This window comes from Saccharibacter sp. EH611 (assembly GCF_009834765.1).
GTDB lineage: Bacteria > Pseudomonadota > Alphaproteobacteria > Acetobacterales > Acetobacteraceae > Saccharibacter.
Genome location: NZ_WVHP01000022.1, coordinates 113,738 through 125,755 on the forward strand (window position 1 = coordinate 113,738; position 12,018 = coordinate 125,755).

Annotated in this window: 9 protein-coding genes and 1 riboswitch; of the genes, 2 read left to right on the forward strand and 7 right to left on the reverse strand. The window is 50.1% G+C overall.

Annotated features, from left to right (window positions below):
• Positions 1-28: 28 nt before the first annotated feature.
• The 7 genes from GS535_RS07755 to GS535_RS07785 all read right to left on the reverse strand — a co-directional run bounded on the left by GS535_RS07755 (position 29) and on the right by GS535_RS07785 (position 10,222).
• Positions 29-1,843: an FUSC family protein gene (locus tag GS535_RS07755; protein WP_160791825.1), complete on the reverse strand. Its 1,815-nt coding sequence runs from the start codon at positions 1,841-1,843 to the stop codon at positions 29-31.
• On the reverse strand, positions 1,824-2,876 hold the full coding sequence (gene mdtN, locus GS535_RS07760; RefSeq protein WP_160791826.1) for a multidrug transporter subunit MdtN: 1,053 nt from the start codon (positions 2,874-2,876) through the stop codon (positions 1,824-1,826). Before mdtN ends, GS535_RS07755 begins: the two co-directional genes overlap by 20 nt.
• A gap of 3 nt (positions 2,877-2,879) precedes the next feature.
• Positions 2,880-3,188 carry a YtcA family lipoprotein gene (locus GS535_RS07765; RefSeq protein ID WP_370518149.1) on the reverse strand — a complete coding sequence of 103 codons (309 nt, stop codon included), beginning with the start codon at positions 3,186-3,188 and terminating at the stop codon, positions 2,880-2,882.
• A gap of 203 nt (positions 3,189-3,391) precedes the next feature.
• Positions 3,392-4,936: an efflux transporter outer membrane subunit gene (locus GS535_RS07770; RefSeq protein WP_160799188.1), complete on the reverse strand. Its 1,545-nt coding sequence runs from the start codon at positions 4,934-4,936 to the stop codon at positions 3,392-3,394.
• A 1-nt stretch (position 4,937) separates the two neighbouring features.
• Positions 4,938-8,039 carry an efflux RND transporter permease subunit gene (locus tag GS535_RS07775; protein ID WP_160791828.1) on the reverse strand — a complete coding sequence of 1,034 codons (3,102 nt, stop codon included), beginning with the start codon at positions 8,037-8,039 and terminating at the stop codon, positions 4,938-4,940.
• 16 nt (positions 8,040-8,055) lie between these two features.
• Positions 8,056-9,174, reverse strand: a complete 1,119-nt coding sequence (locus GS535_RS07780; RefSeq protein ID WP_160799189.1) for an efflux RND transporter periplasmic adaptor subunit — start codon at positions 9,172-9,174, stop codon at positions 8,056-8,058.
• 199 nt (positions 9,175-9,373) lie between these two features.
• Positions 9,374-10,222: an OmpW family protein gene (locus GS535_RS07785; protein ID WP_160791830.1), complete on the reverse strand. Its 849-nt coding sequence runs from the start codon at positions 10,220-10,222 to the stop codon at positions 9,374-9,376.
• A 200-nt stretch (positions 10,223-10,422) separates the two neighbouring features.
• On the opposite strand from GS535_RS07785, the gene GS535_RS07790 reads away from it, so the two are divergent.
• Together GS535_RS07790 and GS535_RS07795 are read left to right on the forward strand one after the other, a co-directional pair.
• Positions 10,423-11,163, forward strand: coding sequence for a Crp/Fnr family transcriptional regulator (locus GS535_RS07790; protein WP_237442245.1), 741 nt, complete (start codon positions 10,423-10,425; stop codon positions 11,161-11,163).
• Positions 11,164-11,213: 50 nt separating this feature from the next.
• Positions 11,214-11,717 carry an apolipoprotein A1/A4/E family protein gene (locus GS535_RS07795; RefSeq protein ID WP_160791831.1) on the forward strand — a complete coding sequence of 168 codons (504 nt, stop codon included), beginning with the start codon at positions 11,214-11,216 and terminating at the stop codon, positions 11,715-11,717.
• A 116-nt stretch (positions 11,718-11,833) separates the two neighbouring features.
• Positions 11,834-11,988: riboswitch (FMN riboswitch) on the forward strand.
• Positions 11,989-12,018 lie beyond the last annotated feature (30 nt).

The window sequence follows — 12,018 nt, forward strand, 5'->3', positions numbered from 1 at the left end:
ATCTTTGAGAGCATCGGCTGGAAAGGGTTTATTTGGTCTGCGGCTGTTTGTTTAAGAAATGATGGAGCGCAGGTGGGGCTTGATCCTTGGGGTAAGGGAAGCTGAGTAAATCTTCCATAAGTGTGGTCGCCTGAAGAAGTTGCGTGCGGTAGAATGCGCGCTTCTGTTGCGAGGGATTGAAGGGCTGAGGTTCAAGGGTAGCATGAAATAAAGATTGCTCTGTCGCACCGATGAGTTCTTGTGCGCGTGAGGCGAGGACAATTTTTTCAAGTTCTGTAGAGGCAGTGTGTTCGCCATGGAGCAGCTTTTTGATTTTCTTTAGTTTGTCATCAAGCGTATGAGCAGCACTTTTGGGCCAAAAATGTGTATAGACAACGTAGCTAATCAACAGCCCTATAAGAATACCGATAACCCGATCACGGGGAACTGTAATATCAGTCGCGGGTGTAAAATGGGTAAGGTCGGAGAGGAAAAAGGCCAACATAATTTGTAGCCCTGCATAACTAATGCGCGGATCGCCATATTTAATCCATCCCCCAAAGATGAGCACACAGCCAATCATCAGAAGAAGCTGGGCGATATTGGTCAGGTGTTGCAAAATAAGAATGATTCCCAAAATAGCTAACGAGCAGCCAATAAGGGAACCAATAATACGCAAATTTTGTTTCACACGAACTTCCCCGATGGTGGGAAGGGAGACCACAAAGCACGTAACGATACAGGTGTGAATTCCTGGCCAGTTGAGGGCTTTGTAGGTCACAATACTGAGTAACACCGCAAGAGTACCCTTGAGGGCAAAATGAATATGGTCAATGTTTGTAAATGCATCGGGCAGGAAGAATTTAGGCGGTGGGGGAGAGGGGGGCAATGTTTCTTCTGATGGGTCACTAAAGCGAGCCATCATAGCGCACATTTTGCCTAAAATTGGGTGTTCAATGGAGGGGGGCGTTATATGACGAGGATAGGCATCTTCATCAAAACAGTGCGCCATATCGTCTAATAACTGGGCGAGCTTTTCCTTTTCTTCTTGATGCGTGGTGGTGTGATGGCGGGCCATATTGTCGGCGAGTGTTAAAAGGCCAAAACTGTGAATAGCCGATTGGCGAAGGCAGTTGAGATCATGAGGAGACCAAAGCTTTTCTTTGGTCGCTAAAGCAATATTTGTGAGCATGCCTGATGTTCCTTGGTGGAGGACATCATGCACTTCTTCATTGAGGGTATGATCTGTTGGAGAACGCATCAGTCGGGCGGCCAACTGAAGGCGATAAGAAATGCGCTCCATCAGAAGTGTGCGTGGTGAGGGGGAAACAAGGAGGCCAAAGACGATAATAATGAGGGCCGAAATCATAATGTCCCACCAAGAATAAAGGACAAAGCGGGCAATCTTATCGCCGTTAGAGACGCTATCCAGTGTGATCAGTAAGTATGAAAGAATAATCCCACAAACAATGCCGATCATTTTCAATTTACTAGCGGAGCCTAAGAATAGAAATAAGAAGCTAAGCGCCAAATTAATAAAAAGGGTCATGAAGTCATTATTAACCCTTAATATAGCGCCAAGAAGCGTCAGGAAAGATGAGAAGGTGAAGAAGATAATAATGGTTTTGCCGATCGCAAGATTTGTCATACGATCTTCTTGCCAGACCCCAGCGACGATAATGGGAATCAGATCCATCGCTGGAAGTTGCCATGTTTCGCCAATGAGAATCCCAAATAGGGCTGCAACAGTCATGCGTAGCGTAAAGCCCAACCGTCCCGGCGTTGGACGGGTGATGAGCCGTCTGGCCCGCCCCCATGAAAGGTGAGCGGGTTGAATGATGGGTTTAATGACAGGCTGCGCCATAGAGTATTTCAACATCAGCTGTAGCGCCCACACGTAGAAGGTCTGGTGCTGTTGATGGATCGAGACGAACACGGACAGGGAAACGCTGGGAAACGTGCACCCAATCCATCTGGCGCTCTACATAAGGAAGATTTTGGGGCTGGGAAGCCATTTGGTCGGTTTTAACCCCCCACCCAATGCTTTCGACGTGTCCCTTAATGGGGGTTTGCCGGTCAATCATCGAATAAACGGTTGCACAGGCTCCAGGTTTAACGGGGCGTAAATTAATTTCACGAATATTTGCAATGGCGTACCAATCATCACTGCTGACGATCGTGAAGAGGATTTGATTGGCTGCGAGGACTTCCCCTTCTTTGACATCTAAACTCGTGATGTAGCCATTAACGGGCGAACGAACGGTTGTTTGCCTAATATTATAGTGTGCGCGTTCTACTGCCGCTTGTGCTTCATCACGAGAGGCGAGAGAACGTTTTAAGTCACCAATAGCGGTGTGAGAGGCTTCATCTGCATGGCGAGCTTCTGAAAGGGCGTCATTGGCACCGTTGAGCTTTGTGAGGGCTTGGTCATACTCTTGCCATGAGATGTAATGTTTTTCCGCAAGAGGTTTAAGACGTGTGACGGTGCGGCTGAGGAGATCTCGCTCATCCTCGGCATTATGCAACCGCTTTAGGCTAGACGCTGCATTGTTGACGCGTACCTTGAGTTGACGTTCAGCTTCTTCAAGGTTGGCTTGAGCAAGGCCGAGATTGGCTTCAGCTTGGTGTAAGGCAATCTCATAAGGTTCTGGATCAATTTGGTAGAGAAGATCGCCTTTATGGACGAACTGATTGATCCGGATGGGGAGTGTCTTGAGGCGTCCGCCGACGAGCGCACCGGCATGGACGGTGTCGGCATATAATGTGCCGCTATCGGTCTCTGGATGATGATAGGAATCATACTCGACATAGAAAGCAGCTCCGAGGGCTGCTGCGATGCAAAGAGCTGCAATAATAAGCCCAAAAGGCTTTTTGCCAGAGAGGTGGACACGTTCCATAAATTAGGCTCCGAAAAGACAAACCCATAGGATAAGCCCGACAAGACTCCCGAGGGATACGTAGGTAAAAAGTCGGAGACTTAAGAAGGAATCAATATTGAGAGCGAGAAATAGCGCACGAAAGAGAATCGCACTAATCACCCCAACAAATAGGCAGGTGAGCCAGCCGGGAAAGTAAGCACCTGCTATGGGAAAGCTGGTCGCACCCTGTAAAAAACATCCTCCTAGGACAAGAGGAAGGCCAAGTGGGAAGGCGGTACGAACGATCGGCCAGACGGTTGGCATGTTCTGTGGAGAGCGGTCGTGAGGCATTCAGGCTTTCAAGGAACAAAGGACACGGCCTCTTTATTGCCACCCCGGAGAGAAGGAGAGCGGTGAAAGGTAGAGGCGCGTCAGCAATGACGATATTCCTGTCTCTCAAAACATGACCAATTGGTCAAGAAAAAAATATCACCCCCTCATGATAGGAAGGTTTCCTTGTAGGAGGTGCTGGAATGACGGAGCTGAATAATATGTTACCAAGGGAGAAGAGATTTTGAGAGCTCTTTGGCATCTTTGGGAGACATGCCGAGATCGTTACGATGCCACCATCCACCGCCAAGGGATTGGAATAATCCGACCGTATCGGAAAAACGAGCGACTTTATCTTGAGCAACAGAAAGCTCGTCTTGAGCAACGGCGAGCTGGGATTGGAGGAGGTCAATTTCGCTATTATCGCCAAGGCGGTGTTGGGCCTGGGCGATTTTATAAGACTCTTGCGCGGCTTCGAGCCCTTTTTGGTCGGCAAGTAAGGTGTCGCTGTCAAATTCTACGGCATGCAGGCTATTGGCGACATCACCGATCGCACTGATAACCGTTGATTTATAATATTCGTTGGCTTGTAGGAGGTTATCGCGTGCTTCACGTTGGGCATGCAGGAGTGATCCCCCTTGGAAGATCGGCTGTGTAACAGTGGCGGCGATATCCCAGTTGCCATATCCAGGTTTAAAGAATTGGCTCATATGGCCGACCGCTTGGCCCGGTAAAGCACTCAGCTGCACATTGGGCAGACGGTTGGCAATGGCGATTCCCACCTGTGCGGCGGCTGCTTGAATTTGAGCGCGGGCGGCTTCGACATCAGGGCGGTGTGAAAGCAGAGTGGCAGGAAGTGTGACGGGGAGCTTTTCTGGGAGTGTAAAGTCATCTAGCTCAAAAACGGGTAGATCCACATTGGGGGTGCTGCCAATCAGCGTTGCGATTTGGTCACGTGTCTGAGCAAGCTGGTTTTTGAGAGGTGGAAGATCCGCTTGAATTTGTGCTAAAGCGTCGCGCTGGACGAGGAGGCTTTGGCGAGAGACATCGCCCGCGCCAAATTGATGCCCGCCAATAGCGAGCATTTTTGTTTGCTCTGAAATTTGAGCTTCTTTCGCACGGATTTGTGCGCGTAATCCAGCTTCTGTAATTGTGGCTGTGACGAGGTCGGACACCATCGTGAGGGCCGTCGCTTCAAGCTGGGCATGTTGGATGTCTGCTTGTGCTCCGCCTGCTTTAATGGCTTGGCGTGTCCCTCCCCAAAGGTCAGGCACATAGCCGATATTGAGCTGAGCTGTATGGAGGTTATACAGCCAGCTATTATTGTTTGGGACAGGGGAGAGCGTTTTAGAGGTTTTATTGCGTGAGGGAATAAATTGGGCTGAAATGCTTGGATAAAGGGCAGCCCCTTCCACGCGTCGTTGTTCCCAAGCCGCCTTAAGAGAATTTTGCATAGCCTTTAACGATTGGTTATTGGCCAAGGCTTGCTCAACAAGCTGGTTAAGCTTGGGGTTTTTGAAGATTTCCCACCATTTCCCGGGAATATCCATCCCTGTCACAAAGTCCTGACGCCGAAGGATAGAGCTTCCTGCCGTACGGCCAGCCGTATGGGCCATAGGTTGGGCTGTATAGCCGGCCTTATCAGGCAATGGCGGGGGATCGCCTTTAGGCCCCACCATACATCCGCTGAGAGCGCAGAGCAGAAGAGGAATTCCCCAACGTGCCTTGTGGGTGGAAAGAGGGGAGGTGTGAACCAAAGGATGGGACATCTTATTCTTCTCCCTCGCTTTGAGCAGCGGTTTTGGTGCGACGAGCAACATATTCTTCTAAATGGCAGAAGCTGACGGGAAGAATGAAAAGAGTCAGCAAGGTTGCAATGCCCAGCCCACCGACCACAACAGTGGCGAGGCCGCGTTGAACGTCAGTGCCAACCCCCGTTGCGACGGCGGCGGGAAGCATCCCGACGCTTGCCACTGTAGCTGTCATCAGCACAGGGCGGAAACGCTCGGTTGCTCCTATGCGTGTTGCGGTGCGAATATCGTGCCCTTCCTCGCGGTGGCGGTTAATGCTGGAGACCATGATAATCCCATTTTGGATCGCCACACCAAAGAGGGCGATAAATCCAACGGCTGTTGCGATATTGAGCGTTTCTTGGCGCAGATGCAGGGCAATCAGCCCGCCTAAGGTCGCTAGCGGCACAATGCTGAGAATAAGCACAGCTTGGCGGATTTTCTTAAACTCTGCATAGAGGAGGCCGAGCATGACGGTGAACATAATGCTCAAGGCGATAATGAGGCGCTTTTGTGCTTCTTGCGCTTGTTGGAAAGAGCCGGCCCATTCCAAACGATAATGTTGATGGTCAAAAGAGACATCCCGGTCAATCCGCGCTTGGGCGTCCGCGAGATATTGGGACATGGGGCGGCTGCCATTATCAACCTGGAGGGTAATTTCTCGTTCGTTCATTTCATGAGCGATGTTGCTCTCTCCCATATGAAGCTTGATGGAAGCAACATCACCAAGGGTAACCACCGCGCCGTCTGATGTGGCGAGTGGAAGCTGCTTAATCATCTCGAGGTTTGAGCGATGAGGCGTATCGACATGAAGGGTCGCATTGTAAAAACGATCGCCTTCAATCACCGTCGTTAACGGCCCATCTCCAATAGCGTTATTAATAACATCGGAGACGTCAGACACATTAAGGCCGTACCGTGCAGCCTGACGGCGGTTAGCTGTAATAGCGATTTGCGGAATGGGCGGTTCTTGGAAGATGGCGGCTTGAACTGTCCCCGGCACTTGCCAGAGTGTTTTAACGACATGCTGCCCAATACGGCGCAACTCGTTAAAATCATCACCGTAAATACGCATGACCAGAGGGCTATGAGCGCCGCCCATGAGGTCACTGATATTATCTTCCATCGGCTGGCTGATCGAAAAGCTGATACCGGGAATCTTGGACAAACGCGCACGAAGACGCGTGACCAGCTCTGCCTTACTTTCTCGGTCAGGCCATTTGTCATAAGGGATAAGCCCGACAGGCACTTCCATATGGGACGGCGTCCATGGATCAGTCCCATCATCAGAGCGTCCAAGCTGGGTAATAGCGTACGATGTTTCAGGGAATTCGCGGACAGCATGGCGCACTTCGGCTGCAATTTCCTGCCCTTTTTCAAGAGAAATACCGGTTGGCATTTGCACTTGAAGCCATAACGCTCCTTCATCCAGAGGAGGCAAAAATTCTCGTCCCGTGCTTACACCAAGAATAATGACGAGTACTAAGGCGACACCAGCGACGGAGAAAACGGCGTAGGAATGACGCAGGGCTGTTTGTAGAGCTGCGTCATAACGGTGATGGAGCCATTCAAGGGGACGATTATGCCATGTCTTATGGGGCTTACGAAGCGCGAGGAAGGTGAGCGTTGGAGTGAGGGAGAGCGCGCACAGTAAGGCGCCTAGGAGAGCAAAGCTCACCGTATAGGCCATGGGGCGGAAGATTTTTCCTTCACTGCCTGAAAAAGCAAAAAGTGGGCTGTAGGCAACAATAATGATGAGGGTAGATGCGAAAATGGCCCGTCCTGCACGGCGGGTCACATCAAGCACCGTCTTAGAATCAAGGGGCGCTGAGGCGTGTTCTTCACGAATACGAAGAATAACCTCTGTTACCACAATAGCCCCATCAACGATCACGCCAAAATCTACGGCGCCGAGGGAGAAAAGATTGGCCGCCATGCCGCAAGAGCGCATGAGGATAAACGCGAAAGCGAGCGCAAAGGGAATGGTGACAGCGGTAATAGCGGCGCTTCGGAGGGAACCGAGAAAAAAAGAAAGGATGACGAGGACAAGAATAATCCCTTCCGTAATCGTTTCCCCAACTTTAGCGGTGGTGTTCTGAACCAGATTATCGCGGTCAATATAAGGGACGATGCGCATATGCATCGGGGCGAGCTTTTTTTGGAGTTTGTCGATTGTTTTGTGCAGATTGTCCAAAACGAGGGAGGGATTCTCCCCGCGTAGCATGGTGACAACGCCTTCAATCGTATCGGGGTTGCCGTTCTTGCCGAGCATCCCTTCACGGACTTGATGGCCAAACTCAACATGGCCGAGATCACGCACAAAAACGGGGATACCATCATGATGAGCAACAACAATGTCGCTAAGATCGGCAAGAGAATGGATCTGGCCAATTCCACGAACAATGTACGATTGTTCTCCTCGGGTGACGCGCCCCCCACCTGCATTCACATTGCTGTTGCGGATCGCATTCATAATGTCGCTTAAAGCGATGCTGTAGCGAATAAGAGCATTGGGGTCGAGAATGAGCTGATATTCGCGTGTGAAACCACCGAAATTATCAATATTCACAATGCCAGGGATCCGCTGAAGCGTTGGGATAACTGTCCAGCGTTGAACATCTGACAGTGCCATGAGATTTTGGTCGTCAGATTCAAGCGTATAGCGATAGATCTCGCCACTGGGGCCAGAAATGGGGCCAAGAGAAGGTTGTGCACCATTGGTGAGCTGGAGGCTGGCAAGCTGTGTTTGCACTTGCTCACGAGCCAGGTAGATGTCCGTCCCTTCACGGAAAATAAGCGTGACGAGGGAGAGGCCAAATGTGCTGCTTGACCGGCTTTCTTCTACACCGGGGACGCTTGCAAGGCCGCGTTCAACGGGTGTTGTAACCTGTTTTTCCATCTCTTCGGCGGCAAGGCCGGGCATTTGCGTGGTGACCAGCACGCTGGTTGGGCCAATGTCAGGATAGGCCTCAACAGGAATTTGCTTCCACGCGATAGCACCGGCGATCGCGAGGAAGAGGGAGAAGAAGAAAACAGCTTTCCGACGTTCAAAACACCAGGAGATAAAGCGTTCAATATGCATGGGCCGTTCTCCCGGCTTAGTTGTCGTTTAGTAAGATAGCACCATGGGTGATAATGCGGTCATGGTCGCTTAAACCAGAGAGAACACTGACATTATCCCCTTCATCGTACCGGATACCAATCGTACGACGTCGATAGACATTGGAGGCGGTTTCAACAAAGACAGAAACTTCATCATTATTCATGAGAAGTGCTGTTTTAGGGATTTGCAGATACGGTTGGCTTGGGACACTGAGAGACGCTGTTGTGAATTGACCAGGACGCAAAATAGCCTGTGCGTTTGAACAGCGCAGGTACAGGTTCAAACGCCGTGTGTCTGTGCGTAAGGTCGGGTCACGCGTTGTGATAGGGCCTGAGCATGTTTGTCCGTCAAAAGGTGCGCTCAATGTCATGGTTGGGCGAAGCTCTGACAGCATGCTTTCAGGCACGCTGGCAGAAATCCACACATCTTGTGTATCAACAAGGGTCATCAGTGCTGATGTTGGGTCAGTCACATTTTGCCCAACACCAATGGAAACGGTACCGATCGTGCCTGTAAAGGGGGCAATAATGGGTTGGTACCCTTCTGCACTGCTGGCCCCAAGAGCCTGAAGGCGTTCTTGAGCGCGGTGTGCTTCTGCTTGTGCTTGCTCGAGGTCATTTTGGGCAGACTGCATGTCTTTTACCGCATTGCCTCCAGCTGACAGAACTGCTGTTGCACGACGGTAAGCCTTGCGGGTGAGGGCTAGGGTTGCTTGGGCTTTGCGTTGGTCTGACCATGCTTGGGCAAGGTCTCCAGAATACAATATCGCGAGGACGTCGCCTTTTTGGACAGTTTGTCCCGGTTGCACATGGATATCGGCAATGCGGCCAGAGACAGGTGTATAAATATTAATACTTCGTCCGGGGACAGCAATGACTTGGGCAGGCAGCTCAATGTGATGCGGTGAGGAGGAAAGCGTAACAGGTTCGATGATTAAGCGTTGATGGAGAGGGCTGTTGGCTCTCACACGAAGCGTGTCACCATCTTGCATGACCATAGGGGCTTCAGGCGAGGCCTCATGTGGGTGATGAGTGAAACGCCAGAATTGCAAACCGCCGAGAACGATCAGCAGAAACAGCACGATCAGAGTGATAAGTGAACGCGATGCGCGCATGTCATGGTTCCTGCTTCTGTGATCAGAAAGACGCACTCTTCTGCCATGATATGGATATTATGTCACGGTTCTATAACTGAAACATTTGTCATGTTTGGTGGAGATAATCGGTAGTAACATGACAGTTTGTTTAAATAACAAAAAGGCAGACTCTTATCAGAGAGTCTGCCTTTCATGGTTTGCGGGTATTCTCAAGACCTTAGAAGCGGTAGCCGATACCAGCTGCAACAACTGTTGGGTTGATGCTGTCATGTGCATGTACGCGACCAACAGCACCAGAGTTGTGATGGTTGATGTGGATGGGCGTATCAAGCAGGACAATCTGTTTGATATCGAAGTTGAAGAACCAGTTGCCAACCACTTGATAGTCAAACCCAAGGTTGAAGCTTGGCCCAACGGTTGGGTTAAGCTTCAGCTTGTTAAATGTGTTATTGCCCAAGCCAAGATTGTTGTGGGCAGCACTGGTATTGTGGAAGAAGGCCACCGTGATCCCGATACCGGCATAAGGGTTAAAACGTTTATGCGGGCGGAAATGCCAAGCCAATGTTAGGGTTGGTGGAAGCACCCAGAAGCTACCAACATCGACATTGCCTGCTTTGGTTCCGACAGCCTTGGCTTCATGACGTGTGGAAGCAGCGATGGCGTCAAGGGAGATATGGTCAGTGAAGAAATATTCAAAGGTGAATTCAGGAGCCGCTTGGTTCGTTGCATTTAAGTGCCCTTGGCGCCCATTGAGGGGGGCTGGGGCATTACGAAGGTTCACAGATGAATGGGTATTGTTGGTAATCAGACCCATTGCCGAAAGACGAACAATGAAGTCCCCCTTACCGAGGCCAACCTTCGTGCCCGGGCAATTCGCGAAGAGGCAGTTTGCAGGGTAGCGCGTCTTAGGAGCTTGGACATGAAGGTTCACATCCGGAGCGGCTTGCATAGGGCTGGTTGTGGCAGCTGTGGCACTTGTCGTTTGAGGGGCGTCAGCCAAAGCAAGAGAGGAAGAGGCAAGCAGTCCGAAAGCGGCGCAAGCCGTTCTAAAAAGTGAGCGTTTCATAGCGCGGTGATGTCCTGACCCTAAGTACGGTAATATCTTGATGAAACCAGACGATGTTGATGCAAAGAGCATTAAGCTTTTTTAAGTTCCTTGATCTAGATCAAAAATTATATAAAAACCGATAACTGTTATCGGTTGTGTTATTTTTGCACCAGCGACTACTCCCGGTAGAAGGGGATAAATGATTATAGGGAACAGGCATGGTGACATCCATTACCAGCGATGCAGTACGTGAGCGATGCGCCCACTGCCCTGGCCGGTCGCACAGTATTTGTAATGTGATTGACGATGATGATCTACCAATATTGGTAGCGGAGTCTGCGCGGGTACAGGTCGCAAAGGGACGCGCTTTTATTGAAGAAGGCGCACCAGCACATGAGTTTTATGTTCTCACAGAAGGGCGCGTAAAACTTTTTAATCTCCTTCCTGATGGTCGGCGTCAAATTGCAGGCTTTGCAGACTGTGGTGACTTTCTAGGGCTTGCAGCGGTAGATCACTACGCTTTTAGTGCTGAAGCGATCTGTGACGTAACACTTTGTCGTTTTTCGCATTCGGGGATTGAGCGTCTTACGCAGCGTTTTCCCCATTTAGAGCATCGGTTGCGAGATGAAGCGTCGCGTGAATTAACTATTATGCAACGTCGGTTGGTTTTATTAGGGCGTAAGACAGCACGTGAACGTCTTGCAACTTTCTTGATTGAGCAAAGTCTTCCCCCTTGTTGTACGGCATCTGACTTATTGGAAAAGGAAGAAAAACCGATTAAAATCAAGTTGTTAATGTCCAGAACAGATATTGCTGATTATCTTGGCATGACGATTGAGACGGTGAGTCGCACCTTGGGGGTTTTCAAGAAAGAAAAACTGATTACGGTACAGGGGGTAACGGCAGTAACGTTATTAGCGCCGCAGCGTCTTCGTGCTATCGCTGAAGGTAACGGCTAAGCTCTGGTCTCATTGCTGCCGTTTTGTATTTTTTTAACGAGGAGAATGTCATGAACATTCGTGCTCTTTTTTCTGCGTCAATTCTTGCGTCATCTTTGGCTGTGCTTCCACAGGCCCATGCTGATGATAACGGCATTTTTTCATCAATTGCTTCTGCAAGCAACAAGCTTCAAAATCAGTATAATAATCTGACCAACCTTGAGCAGAACCATGAAAAGACGTTGGATGCTCTCAAAGCGAAGTATGAAAATGCTTCTGAGAAACAGCGCGCTAAACTCAAAAAGCGTATCAATTCTGTGCAATCCAAGATTGATGCAGAGAAAGAGAAGCTGAACGCTAAGAAAGAGAAGCTGAACCAGCTGAAGGACAAGATTCAGAACGCACCAGATGATGTGCGCCAGAAAGCGCAGAGCCAGCTGAACAACTGGAAGTCTCAGGGGAAGAATCAGGTTGATTCTCTGAAGAACCAGGCACAGGGCCAGGTTGACCAAGCCCAGCAGAAAGCACGCAATGCGGCTACCGGTGCGGTTGGAAAGGCTTTGGGCGGCCTATAAGAAAGCCTCAGAGAGTTTTCTCTCGTTAAAAGTTTTCTCGGACAAGGGCGTCTTCCAGAGGGAGGCGCCCTTGCTCTTTTGGAGGCTTTTAACCATATAGAGGGAAGACGAAACTTAGACGTTCTCGGGGCAGGGTGAAAATCCCTACCGGCGGTGAGAGCAGTATATATTGCTTAAGCCCGCGAGCGCTCTTCAGTTTGACTGGAGAGGACAAGCAGATCTGGTGTGATTCCAGAGCCGACGGTGATAGTCCGGATGAGAGAGAACGCTCTCCGACCTATGAAGGTTGGTCGTGTTGGGG